The sequence below is a fragment of the Kocuria salina genome (assembly GCF_013368965.1).
Lineage (GTDB): Bacteria > Actinomycetota > Actinomycetes > Actinomycetales > Micrococcaceae > Kocuria > Kocuria rosea.
In genome coordinates, this window is record NZ_SSSF01000004.1 from 92,403 (window position 1) to 117,381 (window position 24,979).

The 24,979-nt window shown below is 73.1% G+C and carries 18 protein-coding genes; 8 read left to right on the forward strand and 10 right to left on the reverse strand.

From position 1 onward, the window contains the following. Positions 1–65 precede the first annotated feature (65 nt). Complete coding sequence (gene glnA, locus E7Z53_RS09570) at positions 66–1,490, reverse strand: type I glutamate--ammonia ligase (protein WP_017834149.1); 1,425 nt, start codon at positions 1,488–1,490, stop codon at positions 66–68. A gap of 196 nt (positions 1,491–1,686) precedes the next feature. On the opposite strand from glnA, the gene E7Z53_RS09575 reads away from it, so the two are divergent. Continuing rightward, positions 1,687–2,133 carry an RDD family protein gene (locus tag E7Z53_RS09575; protein ID WP_109268760.1) on the forward strand — a complete coding sequence of 149 codons (447 nt, stop codon included), beginning with the start codon at positions 1,687–1,689 and terminating at the stop codon, positions 2,131–2,133. Between the two features lie 108 nt (positions 2,134–2,241). Here the strand turns inward: E7Z53_RS09575 and E7Z53_RS09580 are convergent, their stop codons facing one another. From E7Z53_RS09580 to lipB, 3 genes are all read right to left on the reverse strand, one after another. Next, positions 2,242–3,039 (reverse strand): DUF4191 domain-containing protein, encoded by a 798-nt coding sequence (locus E7Z53_RS09580; protein WP_176337668.1) that lies wholly within the window; start codon positions 3,037–3,039, stop codon positions 2,242–2,244. Positions 3,040–3,166: 127 nt separating this feature from the next. Beyond that, the gene (gene lipA, locus E7Z53_RS09585) at positions 3,167–4,174 is read right to left on the reverse strand and encodes a lipoyl synthase (RefSeq protein ID WP_176337669.1); all 1,008 of its coding nucleotides are present in this window, start codon (positions 4,172–4,174) and stop codon (positions 3,167–3,169) included. Between the two features lie 70 nt (positions 4,175–4,244). Then, a complete protein-coding gene (gene lipB / locus E7Z53_RS09590; RefSeq protein WP_176337670.1) occupies positions 4,245–4,946 on the reverse strand; it encodes a lipoyl(octanoyl) transferase LipB in 702 nt (233 codons plus the stop codon). Positions 4,947–5,041: 95 nt separating this feature from the next. Between lipB and E7Z53_RS09595 the strand changes: the two genes are divergently transcribed. Then, a complete protein-coding gene (locus E7Z53_RS09595; protein WP_126350078.1) occupies positions 5,042–6,682 on the forward strand; it encodes a hypothetical protein in 1,641 nt (546 codons plus the stop codon). Positions 6,683–6,731: 49 nt separating this feature from the next. Here the strand turns inward: E7Z53_RS09595 and E7Z53_RS09600 are convergent, their stop codons facing one another. The 4 genes from E7Z53_RS09600 to E7Z53_RS09615 form a co-directional block, all read right to left on the reverse strand. Next, positions 6,732–7,079 carry a hypothetical protein gene (locus tag E7Z53_RS09600; protein WP_176337671.1) on the reverse strand — a complete coding sequence of 116 codons (348 nt, stop codon included), beginning with the start codon at positions 7,077–7,079 and terminating at the stop codon, positions 6,732–6,734. Positions 7,080–7,211: 132 nt separating this feature from the next. After that, on the reverse strand, positions 7,212–9,536 hold the full coding sequence (sucB, locus tag E7Z53_RS09605; RefSeq protein ID WP_176337672.1) for a 2-oxoglutarate dehydrogenase, E2 component, dihydrolipoamide succinyltransferase: 2,325 nt from the start codon (positions 9,534–9,536) through the stop codon (positions 7,212–7,214). A 109-nt stretch (positions 9,537–9,645) separates the two neighbouring features. Further along, positions 9,646–11,013, reverse strand: a complete 1,368-nt coding sequence (lpdA, locus tag E7Z53_RS09610; RefSeq protein WP_017834157.1) for a dihydrolipoyl dehydrogenase — start codon at positions 11,011–11,013, stop codon at positions 9,646–9,648. Positions 11,014–11,156: 143 nt separating this feature from the next. Further along, entirely contained in the window at positions 11,157–12,710 is a 1,554-nt protein-coding gene (locus tag E7Z53_RS09615; RefSeq protein WP_176337673.1) for a leucyl aminopeptidase, read from the reverse strand. Positions 12,711–12,939: 229 nt separating this feature from the next. Between E7Z53_RS09615 and E7Z53_RS09620 the strand changes: the two genes are divergently transcribed. From E7Z53_RS09620 to E7Z53_RS09635, 4 genes are all read left to right on the forward strand, one after another. Further along, the gene (locus E7Z53_RS09620) at positions 12,940–13,857 is read left to right on the forward strand and encodes a proteasome assembly chaperone family protein (RefSeq protein ID WP_017834159.1); all 918 of its coding nucleotides are present in this window, start codon (positions 12,940–12,942) and stop codon (positions 13,855–13,857) included. Positions 13,858–13,950: 93 nt separating this feature from the next. Continuing rightward, positions 13,951–15,246 (forward strand): MFS transporter, encoded by a 1,296-nt coding sequence (locus E7Z53_RS09625; RefSeq protein ID WP_017834160.1) that lies wholly within the window; start codon positions 13,951–13,953, stop codon positions 15,244–15,246. A 120-nt stretch (positions 15,247–15,366) separates the two neighbouring features. Continuing rightward, complete coding sequence (locus E7Z53_RS09630; protein ID WP_109243802.1) at positions 15,367–16,815, forward strand: DUF4192 family protein; 1,449 nt, start codon at positions 15,367–15,369, stop codon at positions 16,813–16,815. A 187-nt stretch (positions 16,816–17,002) separates the two neighbouring features. After that, entirely contained in the window at positions 17,003–18,499 is a 1,497-nt protein-coding gene (locus tag E7Z53_RS09635; RefSeq protein WP_031283343.1) for an RNA polymerase sigma factor, read from the forward strand. Positions 18,500–18,658: 159 nt separating this feature from the next. On the opposite strand, the gene E7Z53_RS09640 is transcribed toward E7Z53_RS09635, so the two are convergent. Beyond that, positions 18,659–18,859, reverse strand: a complete 201-nt coding sequence (locus E7Z53_RS09640) for a DUF7455 domain-containing protein (RefSeq protein WP_017834164.1) — start codon at positions 18,857–18,859, stop codon at positions 18,659–18,661. A gap of 266 nt (positions 18,860–19,125) precedes the next feature. Here E7Z53_RS09640 and E7Z53_RS09645 point away from each other — a divergent pair, with 266 nt between their 5' ends. Together E7Z53_RS09645 and E7Z53_RS09650 are read left to right on the forward strand one after the other, a co-directional pair. After that, positions 19,126–21,234 (forward strand): DNA gyrase/topoisomerase IV subunit B, encoded by a 2,109-nt coding sequence (locus E7Z53_RS09645; protein WP_017834165.1) that lies wholly within the window; start codon positions 19,126–19,128, stop codon positions 21,232–21,234. Between the two features lie 94 nt (positions 21,235–21,328). Beyond that, positions 21,329–22,381, forward strand: a complete 1,053-nt coding sequence (locus E7Z53_RS09650) for a malate dehydrogenase (protein ID WP_115162576.1) — start codon at positions 21,329–21,331, stop codon at positions 22,379–22,381. Positions 22,382–22,384: 3 nt separating this feature from the next. Here E7Z53_RS09650 and E7Z53_RS09655 read toward each other — a convergent pair whose 3' ends face one another. Further along, positions 22,385–24,886 (reverse strand): DNA gyrase/topoisomerase IV subunit A, encoded by a 2,502-nt coding sequence (locus tag E7Z53_RS09655; protein ID WP_035924034.1) that lies wholly within the window; start codon positions 24,884–24,886, stop codon positions 22,385–22,387. Positions 24,887–24,979 lie beyond the last annotated feature (93 nt).

Sequence of the window (24,979 nt, forward strand, 5' to 3'; positions counted from 1 at the left end):
GGGAAAGGCCCCGGACCCCTTTAGGGGTCCGGGGCCTTCCCGGTGCGGTGGCCGATCCGTGCGGATCAGACGCCGTAGTACATCGAGAACTCCAGCGGGTGCGGGACCACGGACAGCGGCTTGAGCTCGAACTCGCGCTTGTACTCGATCCAGGACTGGATGGTGTCCTCGGTGAAGACGTCACCGGCGAGCAGGAACTCGTGGTCCGCCTCGAGGGCCAGCAGCGCCTCCTCGAGCGAGGCCGGGGCCTTCTTGATGTCCTTGGCCTCCTCGGCGGGCAGCTCGTAGAGGTCCTTGTCGATCGGGTCGGCCGGCTCGATGCGGTTGCGGATGCCGTCGAGGCCCGCCATCAGCTGGGCGGCGAACGCCAGGTACGGGTTACACGAGGGGTCCGGGGCGCGGAACTCGAGGCGCTTGGCCTTCGGGTTGGTGCCCGTGATCGGGATGCGGATGCCGGCGGAGCGGTTGCCCTGCGAGTACACCATGTTGACCGGCGCCTCGAAGCCCTTGACCAGGCGACGGTAGGAGTTCACCGTCGGATTGGTGAAGGCCAGCACGGCCGAGGAGTGCTCCAGGAGGCCGCCGATGTACCAACGCGCGATGTCGGACAGGCCCGCGTAGCCCTTCTCGTCGTAGAACAGCGGCTCGCTGCCCTTCCACAGGGACTGGTGGCAGTGCATCCCGGAGCCGTTGTCGTTGTAGACGGGCTTGGGCATGAACGTGGCCGACTTGCCGAAGGCGTCCGCGGTGTTCTTGATGACGTACTTGAACTTCTGCAGGTCGTCGGCCGCCCGGGTGAGCGTGCTGAACTTGTAGTTGATCTCGGCCTGACCGGGAGCGCCCACCTCGTGGTGGGAGCGCTCGACCTCGAGGCCCACCTCGTCCAGGGCCACGCACATCGCGTCGCGCAGGTCGGCCTGCTTGTCGACCGGGGAGACCGGGAAGTAGCCGCCCTTGGTGGCGGTCTTGTTGCCCAGGTTGCCGCCCTCCTCCTTGCGCCCGGTGTTCCAGGCGGCCTCGTCGGAGTCGATGGCGTAGAAGGAGCCCTGCGGCTGGATGTCGTAGCGGACGTCCTCGAAGATGAAGAACTCGGCCTCGGAGGCGAAGTTGGCGACGTCCGCGATGCCGGTCGACGCCATGTACGCCTCGGCGCGCTCGGCGACGCCGCGGGGGTCGCGGTGGTAGGGCTCCCCGGTGCGGGGGTTCACGATCGAGCAGGTGACCACGAGGGTCTTCTCGACGCGGAACGGGTCCACGAAGGCCGACGTCGGGTCCGGGATGAGCTGCATGTCGGACTCGGCGATGCCCTGGAAGCCCCGGATGGAGGAGCCGTCGAACAGCTGCCCGTGCTCGAAGAAGTCGTCGTCCACGGACTTGGCGGGGAGGTTGAAGTGCTGCTGCACGCCGGGCATGTCCGTGAACCGGACGTCGACGAAGACGATCTCCTCGTCCTTGATGAACGTGAGGACTTCCTCGGGTGTCTGGAACATGTGCTGTTCTCCTTGTTAGGTGGGCTGGACCGCCGTGCCGGGAATGCTCGTGCGGCGTCCGTTTCCGGGGACAACGCTACGGACCGGGCATTAAGGCTCCGTGTCCCGGTTGTTTCCTCGGTGTTACGCGGAGGACCGCCGGGGAGCCACGGTCTCCCGTCAGTCTAGGGGAGTCCCGCCCCGATACCCTGAGGGGATGATCGACAGACGTGACGTGGGCTCGTGGCTCGAGGGGCCGGGGACCGGCCGGCAGCAGTACCCGGGGCAGCGCCTCGGGCGACCGGAGCAGGGGCCGGGCTCCGTGGGACGCGTGGGGCGGCGGATCGTGGCCCTGGTGGTGGACTGGTTCCTGTGCTGGGGCCTCGCCGAGTGGCTCGTGCCCCGGTGGAACGAGCAGGGCCTGATGACCCTGGCGTTCCTGTTCGTGCTCAACGTGCTGCTGGTCGGCGCGACCGGTCACACCCCCGGGCACCTGCTCCTGGGCCTCCAGGTGCAGGCGCTGGCGGGTCGCCCGGCGGGGTTCGCCCGCGCCGCGGTCCGCTCCCTCCTGCTGTGCCTCGTGATCCCGGCGGTCGTGTTCGACCCGGACCAGCGCGGCCTGCACGACCGGGCGGCAGAGACGATCCTCGTCCGCACGCGCTGAGCCCGGCGCCGGGCGCGGCACCCGGCACCACGACGACGGAGCCCCCCGCCTTCCGAGGAAGGCGGGGGGCTCCGTGCGTGTCGTGGTGCGTGTCGTGGGGCCGGCGGCTCAGCGGCCGCGCATGGCCCTGCGGTCCGGGCGGGCGCGCATCGGGTCCACGCCCTTGGGGATCGGCAGGCGGTTGCCCAGGGTGCTGATCCGCTTGTGCACGGTCTGCACCTCCTGCTGGGTGAGCTTCTTGTCGAGCTTCTTCATCCGCTTGGACAGCTCCCGCAGCGGGACCTGTCCCTCTCCCTTGCCGGTCTTGATGACGTGGATCGGCACGTTCTGGATCACGGGGCCGATTCGGCGGCGCTCCTTGGCGACGAGCTTGTCGACCCGCCCCGCGGGGCCCTCGGTCACGAGGACCACCCCGGGCCGGCCGATGGCCCGGAAGATGAGGTCGCGGGTGCGCGGGTCCATGGCGGCCGGCTGGTCCTCCACGATCCAGCCGCGGCGCAGCGCGGACAGCGCGGCGCCGGCGGCCCCGGGCTGGTCCTCGATCCGGGCGAACGCGGCGCGCTCGGCCCGCCGGGACAGGTAGAAGGAGGCGGCCAGCAGGGCGAACGGCAGGCCGATGAGCAGCCCGGTGATCCAGTTGCCGAGGAGCACGCCGATGAGCAGGAAGGCCAGCAGGACCCCGAGGCCGATCAGCAGCATCCACCAGCCGATGTTGGGCTCGACCTCGCGGGTCATCTTGAAGACCTGCTTGATCTGGCCGAGGAACCCGGGCCCCTTGGTCGCCTTCCGCTGCTTCTTCGCCTCGCGCTTCTGCGCCCGGGTGAGCTTCCCGGACGGCTTGCCCGCCGGCTTCCCGGGGGAGGTGGATCGCGACGCGGGGCGCCACTTGGCGTGGGAAGGTGACACGGTGAGACCTCGTCCTGTGGTGCGGTGGCGGTGTTCCGGGGGGACCAGCGGCGTCAGGGCGTCAGGGCGCCCGGCCGTGGTCCGTCCTCCAGTTTAGCGGGTGGGCGGGGCCACGCCCCGCCGGACCTCAGCGGAGTCGCTGGACGAGCGAGGAGGCCTCCTGGGAGGCGCTGCCGGTGTCCTCGATGTGCGCCAGGTGCTCCGGGATCGCCCGGCCCGACTTCTCCATGGCGCGGGCCCACAGCCGGCCGGCGCGGTAGGAGGAGCGGACCATGGGGCCGGCCATGACGCCCAGGAAGCCGATCTCCTCGGCCATCTCGGAGAGCTCCACGAACTCCTCGGGCTTGACCCACCGGTCGATCGGGTGGAACAGCGGGGAGGGGCGCAGGTACTGGGTGAGCGTGATGATGTCGCACCCGGCGTCGTTGAGGTCGCACAGCGCCTCGTAGATCTCCTGGTTCGTCTCGCCCATGCCGAGGATGAGGTTGGACTTGGTGATCATCCCGGCGTCCTTGCCCTGGGTGATGACGTCCAGGGAGCGCTCGTAGGTGAACGCGGGCCGGATCTGGCGGAAGATGCGCGGGACCGTCTCGACGTTGTGCGCGAAGACCTCCGGCGCGGCGTCGATGACCTGCTGCAGCCGGTCCGGCTTGCCCTGGAAGTCGGGGATCAGGATCTCCACACCGGTGTTCGGGTTCAGCGTGTGGATCGCGCGGATCGTCTCCGCGTACAGCCAGGCGCCGCCGTCGTCGAGGTCGTCACGGGCCACGCCCGTCACGGTCGCGTAGCGCAGGCCCAGCTCCTTGACGGACTCGGCCACCTTGCGGGGCTCGGTGACGTCCAGCAGGTCCGGCTTGCCGGTGGCGATGTCGCAGAAGTCGCAGCGGCGGGTGCACTTGGATCCGCCGATCAGGAACGTGGCCTCCCGGTCCTCCCAGCACTCGTAGATGTTGGGACAGCCCGCCTCCTCGCACACGGTGTGCAGGCCCTTGCCGCGGGCCAGCGACTTCAGCTCCTGGAACTCGGGGCCCTTCCGTGCGGTGTTCTTCAGCCAGGACGGCTTCTTCTCGATCGGCGTCTCGGCGTTGCGCGCCTCGACGCGCAGCAGGCGGCGGCCCTCGGGGGCAACGGTCATGGTCGGTCTCCTTGTCGAGATGTCGACGGTGGTGCGCTCACGGTCCCGGCGGTCCCGGGGGCGGCGCAGGTCAGCTGACGGCGGTGGGCCAGGGCAGCGGACCCGGGGTCCCTGACGGGACGAACTGTTCGCACAACTCGTCCCGGCGGGCGGATATTTCCTGCTCCACGCGCGCGACCACCGTCTCCGGGGTCACGAGCCGGCCCGTCTCCTGCGAGAGGCTCGTGACGGAGGCGTCGGTGATGCCGCAGGGGATGATCCTGCCGAACGGCCGCAGGTCATTGGAGCAGTTCAGGGCGAAGCCGTGCATGGTGACCCGCTTGGAGACCTGCACGCCGATGGCGGCGATCTTGCGGTCCGGCCCGTGCTCGTCCGCGAGCACCCAGGCCCCGGAGCGTCCCGCCACGGTGGTGGCCTCCACCCCGAGGTCCGCGACGACGGCGATGATGATCTCCTCGAGCAGGCGCACGAAGCGCACGACGTCGATGGGCGTGGTCAGCCGGACGACGGGATAGCCCACGAGCATCCCCGGGCCGTGGTAGGTGAGCTTGCCCCCGCGTCCGATCTCCACGACCTCGGTGCCGTCGGTGGGGTACTCGTGGGGCTCGGCGCGCCGTCCGGCCGTGTAGACCGGGGGGTGCTCCAGCAGCAGCACGGTGTTGTCCCGCTCGCCCGCGACGACCTCCCGGTGCACGTTCTTCTGCAGCTCGAGCACCGAGCGGTAGTCGACGAGGTGCGGGTCGAAGCCGAGCCGTTCGAAGCAGATGGACATGTCCCCAGCCTATCGCGCGGCGGGGACAACGCGCGCCGGGCGGGGGCTGTGGACGGCGCCCACGGCCCGGGGCGACGGGCGGGCATGCTGGGGGCATGGAGCAGCGCCCCGCCGCGCACGGCGGCCACCACGAGCCCTCCCGGGCCCCGTCAGTCTCCGCCCGGGCGCGGCTCGCCGCGGCCGTCCGGGACGACGGGGCGGGCCCCCTCCCCGGCACGCGGATCGAGGACACGCCTCCGCGGCTCCCGCCGGAGGACGGCCTGGAGCCGGTGCGCCGCCTGGGCGGCCGATCGTGGCTGGTGCGGGAGGCCCGGTCGGGGGAGCACTTCGTCCTGCGGCCCTGCCCGGAGGAGCCCGGACCGGAGCGCGACCGGTCGAGGGCCGCGCTCCGGTCGCTCGCGGTCGCCCTGGCAGGCCGGGACGAGGCCTGTCTCGTGGCCGTGCGCGGCCTGCTGGGCCCGGCGGCGGCACCGGCCGGGCTGGTCGAGGACTTCCTGCGGGGCGGCTCCGTCGCCGACCGGCTGGCCGAGCGCGGCCGGCTGACGCCCGCCGAGGCCGCCGCGGTGCTGCGGGACGCCGCGACCGGCCTGGCCGCCCTGCACGCCCTCGGCCGGTGCCACGGGGAGCTCTCCGCCCGGCAGGTCCTGTTCCGCGGCACCGTGGCCCCTCCGGAGAGCCCGGCTGCGGGCCCGGCGGCCGCGGACGGCGCGGGGCACGTCGCCGCGGTGCGCGCGGGCACCGCGGCGGGGAGCCCGGAGGAGGACGTCCGCGCTCTCGGGGCCCTCGGGTGGGCGGCGCTCACCGGGCGGGCCCCGGCCCGGGAGGCGCGGCGGGCGCCCCTGTCCCTGCTGTGCCCCGGCGCCCCGCCCGGCCTCGTGCGGGCGGTCGAGGCGGCCCTCGACCCCGACGCCTCGGCCCGGCCCACGGCGGCGGAACTGGCCGACCGGTTCGCGCGGGCCCAGGAGCCGGACCCCGGCGGGCGGCGGGTCGCCGCCGCCCGTCCGGAGCCGGTGCGGACGGGCGGCGGTCGCCGGGCCGCGCTCGTCGGGGCAGCGCTGCTGCTGGCCGCCGGGGGCGCGGTCCTGCTCCCCCTGGGCGGGGCCGGCCCGTCGCCGGAACCGGCGGCCGATCCGGCGAACACGCCGGCGGCCACGACGCCCCCGGCGCGGTTCCCCTCTGCGGCGCGGTCGGGCCCGGTGGCGCCGGGGTCCGTCGTCGACCCGCCGCAGGACTCCGTCGAGGACGCGGACCCCCGGCGGGCGCTGGGAGAGCTGGTGGCGCGGCGGGGAGAGGCCCTGCGCACCGGTGACGCCCGGCTGCTGGACGAGGTGTACGCCCCCGGCGCCCGGGCCGCGGCGGCGGACCGGGACACCATCGCCCGGGCGGACGGCGGTTTTCCCGGCCTCGTCCTCGAGGCCGAGAGCGTCCGCGACGGGCCGGCGGGGTCCGCGCCGCCGGGCGGGGTCGTGCTGGTGGCCGAGGTGCGGGTGGACGGCCACCGCGGCGGGCCGGGCACGGTCCCGTCCGTGGTGCCGGCCGGGGACGGATGGGTGCAGACGGTCCTCGTCGAGCTGGTCCACGGGGAGCAGGGCTGGCGGCTGGCCGAGGTGGAACCTGCGGCGGGGGCGACGGCCCCGCCGGGAACCGGCTCGGACGGGCCGCCGCGGAACGGACGGGGGCCGGACGGGCAGGAGCCGGACGGATCGGAACCGGCACGGCAGGACCCCCGGGGCTGACGGGCAGCGCCGGGGGTCCGGTCCTCGATGGTGCGGTGGCGGGCGGGGCTCACCAGAGGGTGGCGACCGCCATGTTGATCACCGCCAGCCCGCCCACGGCGTGGGCGAGACCGGTCGAGACCGTCTCCCCGCGCCTGGTCCTCCGCTGGCCCACGAAGGCGGCGACCGCCACGGCGAGGGCGACCAGCAGCTTCACGGCGACCTTGGCGTGGTTGACGTCAGCCTCGCCCATTTCGTGGACCGCCACGAGCAGAAGACCGGTCACCAGGCTCAGCAGCGAGGCGTGGAACTGCCCGGGGGACACCGTCGGTCGCTTCATGGTGTAGATCCAGGTGCCCACGATGATCGCGGCGCCGACGAGGTGCAGGAAGACGAGGAGTCCGGTCAGGAAGGTCATGCCGTCGAGCCTATCGGAGCGCCGCCGGCGGACGCCGAGAGGGCGTGCCCCTGTGACCAGGAACACGCCCTCTCGGCGTCCGCCGGCCCTCCGCAGGTGCTCAGCGGGGGCCGTGGACCGGCACGGGGCCGGTCAGAGGCCGACCTCGGACTCGAAGCGGCCCTCCTCCAGGCGCGCCTTGAGCGCCTGGAGGAAGCGGCCGGCGTCCGCGCCGTCGACCAGGCGGTGGTCGTAGGTCAGCGACAGGTAGCACATCTGGCGGATGGCGATGGTGTCGTTGCCGTCGGCGTCGGAGACCACCATGGGGCGCTTCACGATCGATCCCGTGCCGAGGATCGCGACCTGCGGCTGGTTGATGATCGGGGTGTCGAACAGGGCTCCGAACGACCCGAGGTTCGTGATCGTGAAGGTGCCGCCGGTGAGGTCGTCCGGCGTGATGTTGCCGTCCTTGGCCCGGGAGCCGAGGTCCGCGATCTGCTTGGCCAGGCCGCCGAGGTTGAGGTCGCCGGCGTTCTTGATGACCGGCACCAGCAGGCCCTTCGGGGTGTCCACCGCGATGGCGATGTTCTCCGAGCCGTTGTAGACGATCTCCTTCTCGGCCTCCTTGAAGGTGGCGTTGAGCTTCGGGTGGGCCTGCAGGGCCTCCGCCACGGCCTTGGCGAAGAACGGCAGGTAGGTGAGCTTGGCGCCCTCCCGCTCCTGGAACTTCGCCTTCGCCCGGCCGCGCAGCACGGCCACCCGGGTCATGTCGACCTCGGTCACCTGGGTCAGCTGAGCGGCCTCCTGCAGCGACTCGCGCATGCGCTGGGCGATCGTCATCCGGATCCGCGGGGCCTTCTCGGTGGTCCCGCGCTTGGCGTCCGCCTTCGGCGCGGCCGGGGCGGCCTCCTTCGCCGGGGCGGCCGCGGCCGTCTCGGCCGGGGCCTCGGCGGCCGGTGCGGCCGCGCTCTTCTGCTGCTCGGCGGCGGCGAGCACGTCCTGCTTGCGGATCCGGCCGCCCACACCGGTGCCGGTGAGCGCGGAGAGGTCCACGCCCTCCTTCTTGGCGAGCTTGCGCACCAGCGGGGTCACGTAGGACGAGTTGTCGCCCGTCGGCGCCTCCGCGTTCTCGGTGCGGGCGCCGTCGCGCTGGGCGGCGTCCTGCTGCTCGTCCCCGGAGGTGTCGGCCAACACGGGCTCGTCGGTCTCGACCATGGCCTCGTCGCGGGACGGCGCCTTCTCCTGCTTCCCGGAGGAGGAACCCTCGTAGCCCTCGCCGCCGGCGGAGGACTGCTTCGCCGGCTTCTCCTCGGCGGAGGTGTCCGCGGCGGGCTTCTCGGCGGGCTTGTCCCCGGACGGGGCGGAGCCGGAGCCGATGACCGCCAGGACCTGGCCGACCTCGGCGTCCTCGTCCTCCTGCACCCGGATCTCCAGCAGGGTCCCGGCCACGGGGGAGGGGACCTCGGTGTCGACCTTGTCGGTGGAGACCTCCAGCAGCGGCTCGTCGACGGCGACCTCGTCACCGACCTGCTTGAGCCACCGGGTCACGGTGCCCTCGGTCACGGACTCGCCCAGGGCGGGCAGGGTGATCTCGCTGCCCTCGCCCGTCTGCTGGGCCTCGGCCTGCGGGGCCTGCTCCTGACCGGAGGACTCCTGGCCGGAGGACTTCTGCTCGGCGGCCTCGTCGGTCGCCTCGGGGGTCTCGGCCTCGGTCGCGGCGTCCTCGGCCTCCTCGGCGGAGGTGTCCGCGGCGGGCTTCTCGGCGGGCTTGTCCCCGGACGGGGTGGAGCCGGAGCCGATGACCGCCAGGACCTGGCCGACCTCGGCGTCCTCGTCCTCCTGCACCCGGATCTCCAGCAGGGTCCCGGCCACGGGGGAGGGGACCTCGGTGTCGACCTTGTCGGTGGAGACCTCCAGCAGCGGCTCGTCGACGGCGACCTCGTCACCGACCTGCTTGAGCCACCGGGTCACGGTGCCCTCGGTCACGGACTCGCCCAGGGCGGGCAGGGTGATCTCGCTGCCCTCGCCCGTCTGCTGGGCCTCGGCCTGCGGGGCCTGCTCCTGACCGGAGGACTCCTGGCCGGAGGACTCCTGGCCGGAGGACTCCTGGCCGGAGGACTTCTGCTCGGCGGCCTCGTCGGTCGCCTCGGGGGTCTCGGCCTCGGTCGCGGCGTCCTCGGCCTCCTGGGCGGAGGTGTCCGCGGCGGCACCGTCCTGGCCGGACCCGCCGCCGGAGCCCGAGCCGTCACCGATGACGACCAGCGGCGCGCCGACCTCGACGTCCTCGTCCTCCTCGACGAGGATCTCCTCGATCACGCCCGCCACGGGGGAGGGGATCTCGGTGTCGACCTTGTCGGTGGAGACCTCGACCAGGGGCTCGTCGACGGCGACCTCGTCACCGACCTGCTTGAGCCACCGGGTCACGGTGCCCTCGGTCACGGATTCGCCCAGTGCGGGCAGGTTTACGGTTTCTGACATGGTCCGACCGTCTCTCTTTCGGTGCCTTCGATGGTGCGGTCCGGGCGCCGGGCCCGGGTCCGGGGTAGTGGGGGAGGCCCCGCCCGGGAGGGGCGGGGCCTCGACGCGGTCAGCCGTGCAGCGGCGTGCCCGCGAGTGCCATGGCGGCCTCGCCGATGGCCTCGTTCTGGGTGGGGTGCGCGTGCACGAACGCGGCGACGTCCTCGGGGTAGGCCTCCCAGTTGACGATGAGCTGGCCCTCGCCGATCTGCTCGCTGATGCGCTTGCCGATGGCGTGGAAGCCGATGATCGGCCCGTCCTTCTCGCGCACCAGCTTGATGATGCCGCCGGTGCCCAGGATCGAGCTCTTGCCGTTGCCGGCGAGGTTGTACTCGGCGACCTCGACGTTGTCCTCGCCGAACTTCTCCTTCGCCTTCGGCTCGGTGTAGCCGACCGAGGCGATCTCCGGCTCGGTGAACGTGACCTTGGGGATGTTCACGTCGTCGACGACGGCCGGGTTCAGGCCGGCGATCTCCTCGGCCACGAACCGCCCCTGCTGGTAGCCGCGGTGGGCGAGCTGGACCCCGGGGACGATGTCGCCGATCGCGTAGATGTTGCCGACGCCGGTGTGCAGGCGCTCGTTCGGGGTGACGAAGCCGCGGTCCATGGGGATGCCCTGCTCCTCGTAGCCCATGTCGGCGGTGTTCGGGCCGCGGCCCACGGCGACGAGGACGATGTCGGCCTCGAAGACCTTGCCGTCGGCCAGGGTGACCTTCGCCCCGTTGTCGTCCTGCTCGACCTTCTCGAAGAAGGTCCCGAGGCTGGACTTGATGCCGCGCTTCTTGAACTCCCGCTCGAGGATCTTGATGAGCGCGGGGTCCTCGTTGGCGACCAGGTGGGGGAGGCCCTCGATGACGGTGACGTCCACGCCGAAGGACTTCCACATGGAGGCGAACTCGCAGCCGATCACGCCGCCGCCGAGGACGATGGCGCTCTTGGGCACGAAGTCGATCTCCAGCGCCTCGGTGGAGGTCATGATCCGTCCGCCGATCTCGACGCCCAGGGTCTTGGAGATCGAGCCGGAGGCCAGCACGATGTGCTTGCCGGTGTAGGTGGTGCCGTCGACCTCGACGGTGTTCTCGCCCGTGAGCTTGCCGACGCCCTCGATGACCTTGATCTTGCGCATCTTCATCAGACCCGTGAGGCCCTTGAACTTGCCGGCGACGATCTTGTCCTTGTACTCCCGCACGGCCGCCATGTCGATGGAGTCCAGCGTGGTGTGGATGCCGTACTTGGAGCTCTCGCGGGCGTCCTCGGCCAGCTCGGCGGAGTGCAGGTACGCCTTGGTCGGGATGCACCCCCAGTGGAGGCACGTGCCCCCGAGCTTGTTCTTCTCCACCAGCGCCACGGTGAAGCCGAGCTGGACGGCCCGCAGCGCGGCGGCGTAGCCGGCACTCCCTCCGCCGAGGACGAGGATGTCGAATTCGTTGTCGGCCACGTGTTTGGCTCCCTTGCGCGTTGACGTCGTTCCGGGTGGGTCGCACCCGTCCCGTGACGGGTTCGTTTCGTACATACCTTAGCCCTACGCCGGAGGGAGCGACCAGGCGGGCGCTCCCTCCGGCGCAGGGGTGTCGCGGGACCTCAGCCGCGGTCGGCGACCGCGTCCTCGAGCAGCCGCACGAGCGTCCGCACGCCCGCGCCCGTGCCCTCAACCGGGGTGTAGCCGTAGGGCGATCCCTCGTTGAAGGAGGGGCCGGCGATGTCCACGTGCGCCCAGGGCACCCGTGCCCCGTCGGCGCCGCCGACGAACTCGCGCAGGAAGATCCCGGCGACGAGCATCCCGCCGTTCTTGTCCCCGATGTTCTTGAGGTCGGCCACCTTGGAGTCCAGGGACGGGCGCAGGTGCTCGGGCAGCGGCATGGGCCAGCCGTCCTCGCCGGCGGCGCGGGCGGCCTCGGCCACGGCGGTGCGCACCGCCTCGTCGCCCATGATCCCGAACGTCCGTGCGCCGAGGGCCACCATCTGCGCGCCGGTCAGCGTGGCGATGTCGACGACGGCGTCCGGGGCCTCCTCGCACGCGGCCACGAGACCGTCGGCCAGCACCAGGCGCCCCTCGGCGTCGGTGTTGAGCACCTCGACGGTGCGGCCGCCGCGGATGGTGATGACGTCGCCGGGGCGGGTGGCGGTCGACGAGGGCAGGTTCTCGGCCAGGCACAGCCACCCCGTGACCTTCACGGGCAGGCCCAGCTCGGCGGCGGTGAGGACGGTCGCGAGCACGGCGGCGGCGCCGGCCATGTCCGACTTCATGGTCATCATCGAGGCCGGGGGCTTGAGGGAGAGGCCGCCGGAGTCGAAGGTGATGCCCTTGCCCACGTAGGCGTAGTGCTTCGCGGCGCGCGCCGGGGCGTACTCCAGCTTGACGAGGCGCGGACCGTGCACGGAGCCCTGTCCCACCCCCAGGAGCCCCCCGTAGCCGCCCTTGGCGAGCTCCTTCTCGGCGAGCACGGTCACGGAGACCTTGGTGCCCCTGGCGGCCCGGCGGGCGTAGTCCGCCACGGCCTCCGGGTACATGACGTTGGGGGAGAGGTCCACGAGGGTGCGGGCCGCGCGGACGCCGCGGCCCAGGGCAGCGGCGCGGTCGAGGCACCGGCCCAGCGCGGCGCGCGCCACGCCCGGGGCGTGCACGACGGCGGAGGCCAGCGGGTCCTGCACGGCACCGGCGGTCGCCGCGCGCTGGTGGGCGAAGGCGAAGGCGCCGAGGGCGGCGCCCTCGGCGACCGCCGCGGCGTCCTGCTCGGAGTCCACGGGCAGGGCGAGCACCGCGGAGTCGGTGCCGGCGAGCCGCCGCACGGCGGCGCCCACGGCCCGGCGCAGCACCTCGGCGCGCTCCGCGGTCCCGGCGGGCAGGGCGCCGACCCCGGTGAGGACCACCACGGCGAACGGCAGCCCGGACGGGGCCGGCACCACGGTCACCTCGTCGGCGGCACCCTTCACGCGCAGCGCCGCCGCGGCCTCCACCACGGGGGCGAGCCGTCGCTGCTCACCGGCGGGGAGCAGGACACGGCCCGAGCCGTCGCCGTCCTGTCCCTTCGCCACCCCGAGCACGAGCGCGTGGGCCGGCGTCCGGCCCAGGGCCTTGTGCGTGGCGGTGAGCTCGATGCCACGGGGTTCGAGCAGGTCCTGTACGTCGGGCATGGATCGTCCTTTCGCTGAGGTCTGGACCGGCCCAGCAGGCGTGCTGTCGATCCTATCCTCGGCCGGCGCGCCGCCGGGGCCCGGACGCACGGGGCGGGCCCCGCGGGATCGGCGGGGAATAACGCGGTGCCCGCGGACGGTTGACATGATCCGGGCCCGCCGTAGCAGGCGTGCTCCCACCGGTCTCCCCACGGACGCCCGGAACCGACCCACCCCAGGAGGAAGAGCTGTGCTGGACCCCACCTCGCTGTACCTGAGCAACCCCGCTCTGCTCGAGGACGCCCGGGTTCGCGGACTGCCGCTGATCGTCGCCCTGTCCGGCTACGCGGAGGCGGGGCACGTGGCCGTGCAGATCGAGCACACCATCACCGAGGCCCTCCCGCACGAGGTCGTGGCCCGTTTCGACCTGGACCAGCTCTACGACTACCGGGCCCGCCGCCCGCACGTGAGCTTCGTGGAGGACCACTTCGAGGGCTTCCAGACCCCCGAGCTGTCCCTCCGGCTCGTCACGGACGGTCTGGGGCGCAGCTTCGCGCTGCTGACGGGCCCCGAGCCGGATCTGCAGTGGAACCGGTTCACCGAGGCCGTCGTGGGCCTGGCCCGGCGGATGGACGTGTCCCTCGTGGCCATCGTCTCGGGAATCCCCATGCCCGTCCCGCACACCCGTCCGTTCATCGTCTCGGTGCACGGCAACCGGGCCGACCTGCTGCCCGCCGAGCACGCGTGGAAGCCGGTCGTGGAGATGAGCTCGTCGGCCGCGCAGCTCCTCGAGATCCGGCTGGGCGAGGCGGGGATCGACAACATCGGCTTCACCGTGCACGTCCCGCAGTACCTGGCCGAGGCGCACCTGCCGCACGCCGCCGTGGCCGCCCTCGAGCACATCAGCGCCGTGACCTCGCTGACCCTGCCCTCGGACGAGCTGCGCGAGGCGGCCCGCGAGATCGAGCGCCAGATCGACCAGCAGGTCGGCGCCTCGCCCGAGGTGCAGGCGGTCGTGGCAGGACTGGAACAGCGCTACGATGACGTCGTCGACGCCTCGGTCCCGCGCTCCCTGCTGGTGGGGGACGAGTCCGAGCTCCCCGACGCCGACGAGATCGGCGCCGCGGCCGAGGCCTTCCTCGCCGCCCAGGAGGACGACCAGGACTGAGCCCGGCCGGCGCGCGGGGCGGTCCGGCGCCGTCCGGGGCGGCCCCGCCGTCCCGGGTCCCGGCCCGGCCCCGTCCCCCCGAGAGCGAAGTGCATGCCGTCCGACCGGTACCGGGCCCACGAGCCCGGCAAGGACTCCCGCCGCGCCTACCTGGTCTTCGCGATCGGCACCTTCGCCTACTTCAGCGCCGTGGCGCAGCGCACCAGCTTCGGCGTGGCGTCGGTCGACGCGGCCGAGCGCTTCGGCACCGCGGCCTCCGCGCTGTCGATGTTCTCGCTCATGCAGGTCCTCGTCTACGCGGCGCTGCAGATCCCCGTCGGCGTGCTCGTGGACCGCTTCGGCTCCCGCGTCATGGTCGCAGCCGGGGCGCTGCTCATGACGGCCGGGCAGGTCCAGCTGGCCCTGGCCGACACGGTCGGCGAGGGCGTGGCCGCCCGCGTGCTCGTGGGCGCGGGCGACGCGACCACCTTCGTGTGCGTGATGCGCCTGATCCCCGCCTGGTTCTCCGCGCTGCGCGTGCCGCCGCTGACCCAGTTCCTGGGCGTGGTCGGCAACCTCGGCCAGCTGGTGTCCGTCATCCCGTTCGCGTGGCTGCTCGAGCTCACCGGGTGGTTCCCGTCCTTCGCGGCGCTGGCCTCCCTCGCGCTGCTCGCCGCCGTGCTCGCCGCGACCCTGCTGCGCAATGCGCCCCCCGGGGTGGAGGTCCTGAACCCGGCGCTGGGCCTGCGGCGGACCGGCCGGGTGCTCCGAGAGAGCGTGGCCGAGCCCGGCACCCGGCTCGGCTTCTGGGTGCACTTCACCACCCAGTTCGCGGGCAACACGTTCGTGCTGATGTGGGGCTACCCCTATCTCGAGTACGCCCAGGACCTGTCGGACACCACGATCTCCCTGGTGATGACCTCCTTCGTGGTGACCAACCTGGCCGTGGCCCTCGGCCTCGGCGGGCTCTCCGCCCGCCACCCGCACCGCCGGGTGCGGCTGTCGCTGGGGGTGACCGCCGTGATCTTCGCGGCGTGGACGGTCCTGCTGGTCTGGCCCGGGACGGCCCCCGTCCCGGTGGTGCTGGCCGCCGTGTGCGTCATCGCGATCAGCATGCCGGCCTCCATGATCGCCTTCGACATCACCCGCAGCTTCAACCCGGCCCGCCGCTCGGGCACCGCCACGGGCATCGTCAACGTCGGTGGCTTCACGGCCTCGGTGCTGGCCATCTTCGTCACCGGCTTCGTGCTCGACGTGCTCCACGCCGCGGGTTTCCGCGACGAGCTGTACGCTCCCGACGCGTTCCGGGTCGCGATCGCGGCGCAGTTCCTGGTCGCTGCGGCGGGCGCCGCGGGCGTGCTGGCCACCGTCCGGCGGGTGCGCCGGCAGCACGGGCACGACGCCGCCTGACCGGCCGGCCGGTCCCGTCGGCACTGCACCGCGCCGGGCGCCGGGCCCCCGACCCGCCGGCCGTCCACAGACCGCGCCCCGGCGCGTGCCCCTGTACCGGCCGGTGCCCAGGCTGGGCGCATGAGACAGCACCCCATCCGAGACCCCTTCGTCCCCGTCGTCCGGTGCGCGGCCGACCTGCTGGCCGTCGTGCCGCACACGCTCGGCTACTGGCCCGCCGACTCCCTCGTCCTGTTCGCCGCCGGCGGCGGGACGGCAGGGGCGTGCGTGCGCGTCGACCTCCCGGCCGGCCCGTCCGACGAACGCCTCGGGGAGGCCTTCGTCGCCGAGCTCGCCGACCTCGTCGCCCACGACACCCTGAGCGACCGGGTCTTCGTCATCGTGTACACGTCGCCGCCGCCCGGGGACCCGTCCGGGGCCGCGGCGCCACCCGCCGCGGTGGACGGTGTGCTCGCCGTCGTGGACGAGGCCGCCCGACGCGCGGGGCGGGCGGTGGCGGCGCGCTGGATCGTGGCCGGCGACCGCTGGTGGCCGGCCGAGGACCCGGCCGACGTCCAGGACGTCGCGGACATCGAGGACAGCGCCGTCAACGCCGCGCTCGTGGCCTCGGGCAGCTCCTACGCGGCGGCCCCGCGGCTCGCCATGGACCAGGAGTACGGGGCGCTGCCCGCCGGCACCGCCCGTGCCGCCGGGCAGGCCGCGGTCCGCTGGGCACGGGCCGGTGCGGACGCATGGCACCACCTGGACCGCCTCGGGCCCGCACTGTCCGTCTGGACCGACGTGCTCGCCACGGTCCGGGGCGCGCCGGGGGATGCGGTGCCCGCGGTGCTGGACCACGACGACGACCTGCTCGGCTTCCTGGCCGCGAGCCTGGCCGACCCCGTGCTCGCAGACCTGCTCCTGGCCGCCTGCGCCACGGACGACCTCGACGGCGTCCTCGCGGCCGCCGCGATGTGGGCCGAGCTGTGCGACGACGTCGACGACCGGGTGGACGGACCCGACGCCCCGGGCGTTCCGATCGGGCCGACCCGGGCGCCCCTCCCTCCGGGCGTCCCGCCGCTGCCCCGCCGACCGGCGGCCGGTCGCGGCGGCACCGCGTCCGGCCCGGCCGCCGCCCGGGTGCCCGTGCCGGACGCGGGGGAGCTGGTCCGGCTCTCCCGCGTGCTCTCCGGCGAGTGGGCGGAGACCCCGCACTGGTCGCTGCTCGACACCCTCTACCGGGTGCTCCAGGTGCTCGGCTGGCTCCTGGAGCCCACGGGGCTGGGACCGGGGCCCGGACCGGAGCCCGGTGCGGGGGCGGCCGGCGGAGCGGCCGAGGATTCCGCGGGGACGGGCGACGCGGCGCGGACGGACGACGAGGCGCGGGGCCGGGCTGTGCTCGCGGGCGTGCTGGTCGAGCTCGCGCAGCTCAACCGGTTCCGGGCGCGCGGCTCCCACACCGCGCACTTCGTGCGCCGGGCCACGGCGCTGCTCCCCGGACACCCGCCCGCGCTGCGCGTGCTCCGCCTCGCCGACGCCCGGCCCGTGCCGCTCTGGGCCCGGGACCGTGCCACCGCCTGGCACTCCTGAGCCCCGTGCGACGAGCTTTTTCGGGTCCGTCCGGTCGAGCGGGAACAAATCCCGCCCACGGGTGGTTCCGGCTGTCAGGACCCTTCAAGCCCGCCGCGCCGGACACTGCCCGGCGCACGGACTTGACAGGGTCATAGGCGTGTTGCCCCGAGGGCGGACGCCGTGACCGCTCAACGAAAGGCTCTCAGTGTCACCTGCCGCCAGCAACAAGACGACGGACACCGCCGCCGAGACCCCGGGCACCGGGGACGCTCGGTCGCCGTCCGGCACCACGGGCACGTCGCCGCGGGCGAAGACCGCCGCTGCGAAGTCGACCGCGACCAAGAAGACCGTGGCCGCGAAGAAGACCACGGCGGCGAAGTCCACCGCCGCGAAGTCCACCGCTCCCAAGAGCGCCACCGCGGCCGCCTCGACGAAGTCCACCGCCGGCCGGTCGACCGCGACCAGGACCGCCGCGAGCAAGCCCCCGGCCGCACCGAAGGCCGCGGGCCGCAAGAAGGCCGCGGCCCCGGCGGACAAGGACGCCCTGGCCGTCGCCGGGGAGCCCGAGGAGGACGTCGTCGTCACCGACGACGCCGACATCGAGACCGCCCTGACCGACGAGGCCGGGGTGATCGAGCCCGACGTGGACGAGGACGCCGACGCGGAGGAGGAGGCCGCGCCCGAGGACGCGCCGGCCGTCCCAGCGCCCAAGGACGAGAAGACCTCCGGCTTCGTCATCACCAACAACGACGACGACGACGCCCCGGCCCAGCAGGTCGTCTCCGCCGGCGCCACCGCCGACCCGGTCAAGGACTACCTCAAGCAGATCGGCAAGGTCGCGCTGCTGAACGCCGAGCAGGAGGTGGACCTGGCGCTGCGGATCGAGGCCGGCCTGTACGCGGAGCACAAGCTCGCGGACGGGAAGGACAGCCTCGACCCGCAGACCCGCAAGGAGCTGCGCTGGGTCATCCACGACGGCAAGCGCGCCAAGAACCACCTGCTCGAGGCCAACCTGCGCCTGGTCGTCTCGCTCGCGAAGCGCTACACCGGTCGCGGCATGCTGTTCCTGGACCTCATCCAGGAGGGCAACCTCGGACTGATCCGCGCGGTCGAGAAGTTCGACTACACCAAGGGCTTCAAGTTCTCCACGTACGCCACCTGGTGGATCCGCCAGGCCATCACCCGTGCCATGGCCGACCAGGCCCGCACCATCCGCATCCCGGTGCACATGGTCGAGGTCATCAACAAGCTCGCCCGCGTCCAGCGCCAGATGCTGCAGGACCTCGGCCGGGAGCCCACCCCGGAGGAGCTGGCGAACGAGCTCGACATGACGCCCGAGAAGGTCGTCGAGGTGCAGAAGTACGGCCGTGAGCCGATCTCGCTGCACACCCCGCTGGGGGAGGACGGCGACTCGGAGTTCGGCGACCTCATCGAGGACTCCGAGGCCGTGGTCCCCGCGGACGCCGTGAGCTTCACGCTCCTGCAGGAGCAGCTGCACTCGGTCCTGGACACCCTCTCCGAGCGGGAGGCGGGGGTCGTGGCGATGCGCTTCGGCCTGACCGACGGCCAGCCCAAGACGCTCGACGAGATCGGCAAGGTCTACGGCGTGACGCGTGAGCGCATCCGGCAGATAGAGTCCAAGACGATGTCCAAGCTGCGCCACCCGTCCCGCTCGCAGGTGCTGCGCGACTACCTCGACTGACCGGCCGTCCCCGCGCCCGGAGATCCTCCGGGCGCGGGGCGACCACGCCCGGGACCCGCGCACCGCTCCGGTGACCGGGGCGAGGACCGGACACGCAGGAGGGCCCCGACACCAGGTGTCGGGGCCCTCCTGCGTCGACCGCCCTGGGCGGTCGCCCGGTCAGGAACCGATGCGCTCGGTCTCGTCCTGCCAGGTGGCCGCCAGCGGCCGCAGCTTCTGCTCGTTCTTGCGCGCGTGGTGAGCGCAGAACAGCAGCTCACCGCCCGTCGACTCGAGGATCACTCGGACGTAGGCCTGGGCGCCGCACGCGTCGCAGCGGTCGGTCGCATTGAGCTCTCGGCTCTCCAATGTTGCGTTCACGGGATCCTCCTCCTGGGTCGTACTCGTTGCACGGGGCACGGGGCCGCCGGTGCGGGTACCCGGGGTCTCGTGGACGCGTCGGGGTACTGCTCTATACAACCACGACCCTCGGACAATCGATTCCGGCGGAGGCCGTTTTTCGCCCCGGGCGTAGGTCACGGTGCCGGCCGGGGTCGCGTCCGCGTGACCCGCGCCCGGGCCTGCGGTGTCCGCCGCCGGGACTACAGTGGTGGGGAATCCCGCCGTCCCCCAGGAGTCGTATCCCCGTGACACCGTCCCGTTCCGAGTACAACGCCCGCCACCTCTCCGTCCTCGAGGGCCTCGAGGCCGTCCGGAAGCGGCCGGGCATGTACATCGGCTCCACCGACTCCCGCGGGCTGATGCACTGCATGTGGGAGATCATCGACAACTCCGTGGACGAGGCCCTCGCCGGCTTCGGCCACCAGATCACGGTGGTCCTGCACGCCGACGGCGCCGTGGAGGTCCACGACGACGGCCGCGGCATCCCCATCGACCTCGAGCCGCGCACCGGGCTGACCGGCGTGGAGGTCGTCTTCACCAAGCTGCACGCGGGCGGGAAGTTCGGCGGCGGCTCCTACAGCGCCTCCGGCGGCCTGCACGGCGTGGGCGCCTCGGTGGTCAACGCGCTCTCCGCCCGCCTGGACGTCCAGGTGGACCGCGGCGGGAGGACCTACCAGATGTCCTTCCGGCACGGCGAGCCCGGCCGTTTCGTGGACCAGGGCCGGCCCTCCCCGCACGCCCGGTTCGAGCCGTTCGTGGAGGGGTCGGTGCTCGACGTCGTCGGCAAGGCCAAGCGGGGCGTCACCGGCACCCGGATCCGGTACTGGGCGGACGAGCAGATCTTCACGGCGGACGCCCGGTTCAGCTACGAGGAGCTCGCCAAGCGCGCCCGCCAGACCTCGTTCCTGATCCCCGGGCTGCGCATCACCGTGCGCGACCAGCGGGGCCTGCCCGGCACGCCGGGGGAGTTCGGGACCCACGAGGAGGTGTTCCAGCACGACGGCGGGATCTCCGAGTTCGTGGAGTACCTCGCCGCCGACAGCTCGGTCACCGACGTGTGGCGGTTCCAGGGCGAGGGCCGGTTCAAGGAGAACGTCCCGGTCCTGGACGAGAACGGCCGCTCCAAGCTCACGGAGCTGGACCGCACGTGCGAGGTCGACGTCGCCCTGCGCTGGGGCATCGGCTACGACACGTCCCTGCGCTCGTTCGTGAACATCATCGCGACCCCCAAGGGCGGCACCCACCAGGCCGGCTTCGAGGCGGCCCTGCTGAAGACGTTCCGGAAGCAGATCGAGGCCAACGCCCGCAAGCTCAAGGCCGGCAGCGACAAGATCGAGAAGGACGACGTCCTGGCCGGGCTCACGGCCGTCCTCACGGTGCGGCTGGCCGAGCCGCAGTTCGAGGGCCAGACCAAGGAGGTCCTGGGCACCCCGGCCGTGCGCCAGATCGTGAGCCGGGTGATCGAGAAGGAGCTGACCGCCAAGCTCACGGCCACCGGCCGTCACGACAAGCAGCAGGCCGGGCAGCTGCTCGAGAAGGTCGTGGCGGAGATGAAGTCCCGCATCTCCGCGCGGGTGCACAAGGAGACCCAGCGGCGCAAGAACGCCCTGGAGACCTCCTCGATGCCGGCCAAGCTCGTCGAGTGCCGCTCGAACGACGTGGAGCGCTCCGAGCTGTTCATCGTGGAGGGCGACTCCGCGCTCGGCACGGCGCGGCTGGCCCGGTCCTCCAACTACCAGGCGCTGCTGCCGATCCGCGGCAAGATCCTCAACGTGCAGAAGGCGTCCATCACGGACATGCTCGCCAACACGGAGTGCGCCGCGCTCATCCAGGTCATCGGCGCCGGCTCGGGGCGCACCTTCGACCTCACCGCCGCCCGCTACGGCAAGGTCATCATGATGACGGACGCCGACGTCGACGGCGCGCACATCCGCACCCTGCTGCTCACGCTGTTCTACCGCTACATGCGCCCGCTCGTGGAGGCCGGGCGGGTCTACGCGGCGGTGCCCCCGCTGCACCGGGTGGAGATCGTCAACGCCGGCGGCAAGGCCAACGAGATGGTCTACACGTACTCCGAGCGCGAGCTCACGGACCTGCTCGCCCGGCTCGAGGCGGAGGGGCGGCGGTACAAGGAGCCCATCCAGCGCTACAAGGGCCTGGGCGAGATGGACGCGGACCAGCTCGCGGAGACGACCATGGACGTCCGGCACCGGATGCTGCGCCGGATCCGGGTGGAGGACGCCGAGGCCGCCGAGCACGCCTTCTCCCTGCTCATGGGCTCCGAGGTGGCCCCGCGCAAGGACTTCATCATCGAGGGCGCCACGCACCTGGACCAGGAGCGCATCGACGCCTGAGCGCGCGGGACGGCGGGCGCACCGAGGGCCGGTGCCCTGGTGCGGCCGCTACGCTGGGCAGGGACGAGCGACCGTCCCCGAGGAAGGACCCCGCATGACCGCCACTGGCCCGCACACCCCGTCCCCCGCACCCGGCCGGCCCCGGCCGGTCACCGTCACCGTGACCGGTGCCGCGGGCCAGATCGGCTACGCCACCGTCTTCCGGGCCGCGGCGGGCGACCTCCTCGGCCCCGGCACCCCCGTCCGCCTGCACCTGCTCGAGCTCCCGCAGGCGCGGCGGGCCGCGGAGGGCACCGCCCTGGAGCTGCAGGACGGGGCGTTCCCGCTGCTCGACGGCGTGGAGGTCTTCGAGGACGCGGACGCCGCGTTCGACGGCGCCTCGGTGGGGCTGCTCATCGGGGCCCGCCCCCGGTCCCAGGGCATGGAGCGGGCCGACCTGCTCGAGGCCAACGCCGGGATCTTCTCGGTCCAGGGGCGGGCCGTCAACCGCGGCGCCGCCGAGGACTTCCGGGCCGTGGTGGTCGGCAACCCCGCCAACACCAACGCCTACATCGCCGCCTCGCACGCCCCGGACGTCCCGCGCGAGCGCTTCACCGCCCTCACCCGGCTCGACCACCACCGCGCGCTGGCCCAGCTCGCCGCGACCACCGGGGCCCGCGTCGACGAGATCGACGGCGTGGCCGTGTGGGGCAACCACTCGGCGAGCCAGTACCCCGACCTGACCCACGCCACGGTCGGGGGCCGGCCGGCGCTCGAGGTGCTGGCCGGGGAAGGCCACGACCTCGCCTGGGTGGACGACACCTTCATCCCCCGGGTGGCGCGCCGCGGCGCGGAGATCATCGACGTGCGCGGCGGCTCCTCGGTGGCCTCGGCGGCCCACGCGGCCCTGTGCCACGTCCGCGACTGGGTCCTGGGCACCCCCGAGGGCACGTGGACGTCCATGGCGGTCGCGTCCGACGGCTCCTACGGCGTGCCGGAGGGACTCGTCAGCTCGTTCCCGGTGGTCTGCCGGGACGGCCGGGCAGCGATCGTGCCGGACCTCGAGCTGGACGAGTTCTCCCGCGCCCGCATCGACCGCTCCGTCCGGGAGCTCGAGGAGGAGCGGGCGGCGGTGGAGCAGATGGGGCTGCTCGGGCCCCGCCGCTGAGCCTCAGCCGTAGGCCGGGCCCACCGCGTCGATCACCTGGTCGGTGGGCACGCCCGAGCCGTCCCGGCGGCCGTGCTCGGTGGGCAGGGCCCGGGCCACGCCCGAGGCCGCGACCGCCTTGGCCGGTCCGTGCCCCACCCAGGCCAGGGCCAGTCCCGTCTCGCCCTTGAGGAACCGGTGCGCGCGCACCCCTCCGGTGGCCCGGCCCTTGGGCGGGTACTCCGAGAACGGGGTGACCTTCACCGAGTACTGCGACATGCCGGGCAGCACCTCGTCGGCGCGGGCGAGGGTCACGACCACGGGCGTCTCGTCCGCGGCGCGGACCGCCCCGAAGAAGACCACGGCGTCCCCCGCGACCAGCTTGACCCCGGCGACGCCGCCCGCGGTCCGGCCCTGGGGGCGCACCGCACCGGCCTCGAAGTGCAGCAGCTTGCCGTCCCGGGTCACGAACACCAGCTCGTCCTCCGCGGCGGCGGACTCGGCGAGGCCGACCACCTCGTCGTCGTCCTTGAGCGTGATGACCTCCCAGTCCTCGCGGTTGAGCGGATACTCGGGGCTGACCCGCTTGACCACGCCGTTGCGGGTGCCCAGGGCCAGCACCGCGTTGAGCGGCGCGAGCCCCACGAGCCGCTCCCCGCGGCCGAGGGTGAGGAAGTCCTTGACCGGGACGCCGTCGCCCAGCTTCGGGGTGCCCTCGAAGGCGGTCAGCACGGGCACGTCCATCACCTGGACGCGCAGCATGCGCCCGGTGGACGTGACCGCCCCGATCTCCCCGCGGGCGGTGGCGCGCACCGCGGAGACCAGGGCGTCGTGCTTGATCCGCCGGGGCGGGTCCACCAGCGGGACCTGGGAGGGCGTGCGGGCGAGCTGGCCCGAGGTGGACAGGAAGACCCAGCAGGGGTCGTCGGCGATCTCGAGCGCGAGCCCGCCCGCCGCCGTCCGCCCCGGTGCGGGGGCCGCCGCCGCGGCGACGGGCGCCGGCAGGGCCTCCGACTCGAGCAGCTCGGTGCGCCGGTCGTCGCCGTGGACCTCCGCGACCTCCGCGAGCTCCGCGGAGACCAGGGCCCGCAGCCGCGAGTCCGAGGCGAGGGTCTCCTCGAGCTCGGCGATCTCCCGGCGCAGCTCCTCCTGCTCCTTCTCGAGCTCGATCCGCGAGTACTTGGTCAGCTGCCGCAGCCGCAGCTCGAGGATGTGGTCGGCCTGCACGCGGCTGAGGTCGTACACGGCCATGAGCCGTTCCCGGGCCACGGCGGTCTCGTCGGAGGAGCGGATGATCTGGATGACCTCGTCGATGTCGACGATCGCCACGAGCAGGCCCTCGACCAGGTGCAGGCGGTCGCGCCGCTTGGCCAGCCGGAAGCCGGTGCGCCGCCGGACCACCGACAGCCGGTGCTCCACGTAGACCCGCAGCAGCTCGAGGAGGCCCATGGTGCGGGGCCGTCCGTCCACGAGGGCAACGTTGTTGATCCCGAAGGAGTCCTCCATGGGCGTGTACTTGTAGAGCTGCTGGAGGACCGCCTGCGGGTTGAAGCCGTTCTTGACCTCGATGACCAGCCGCAGGCCGTTCTTGCGGTCGGTCAGGTCCACGACGTCGGAGACGCCCTGGAGCTTCTTGGCCTGCGCCGCCTCCTTGATCTTCTCGGTGACCTTCTCGGGCCCCACCATGTAGGGCAGCTGGGTGACGACGATGCCCTGCTTGCGGGGGGAGATCTGCTCGATCGAGACCTTCGCGCGGGTCTTGAAGGAGCCGCGCCCGGTCCGGTAGGCGTCCCGGATCCCGTCGAGGCCCACGATCCGCCCGCCCGAGGGCAGGTCCGGGCCCGGCACGAAGCGCATGAGCTCCTCGAGCGTCGCCTCGGGGTGCTCCACGAGGTGCCGGGCACCCGCGACGACCTCGCGCAGGTTGTGCGGGGCCATGTTCGTGGCCATGCCCACCGCGATGCCGGAGGAGCCGTTGACCAGCAGGTTGGGGAACGCCGCGGGCAGCACGCCCGGCTGGGTGAACTGGTTGTCGTAGTTGGGCACGAAGTCGACGACGTCCTCGTCGAGGTCGGCCGTCAGCGCCAGGGCGGCCGGGGCCATCCGGGCCTCGGTGTAGCGGGAGGCGGCGGGGCCGTCGTCGAGGGAGCCGAAGTTGCCGTGCCCGTCCACGAGCGGCAGGCGCATCGCGAAGGACTGGGCGAGCCGGACCATCGCGTCGTAGATGGCGGAGTCGCCGTGCGGGTGCAACTTGCCCATCACCTCGCCCACGACGCGGGCGCTCTTGACGTGGCCGCGGTCCGGGCGCAGCCCCATCTGGTTCATCATGAACAGGATGCGCCGCTGCACGGGCTTGAGCCCGTCCCGGGCGTCGGGCAGGGCGCGGGAGTAGATGACGGAGTACGAGTACTCGAGGAAGCTCGTCTCCATCTCGGAGGTCACGTCGATGTCGACGATGTTCTCCCGGAAGTCGGGGGGCAGCTCGTCCTCGGCGGACGGGCGGGAGGGCGCACGGCGGCGTGCCATCACAGCGGGGGGTCCTTCGGTCGTGGGTCGGTCCGGGGCGGGCCCGGCGGCTCGGCGTTCGAGATCGTGCGGGGACGCACCGGGACGCACCGT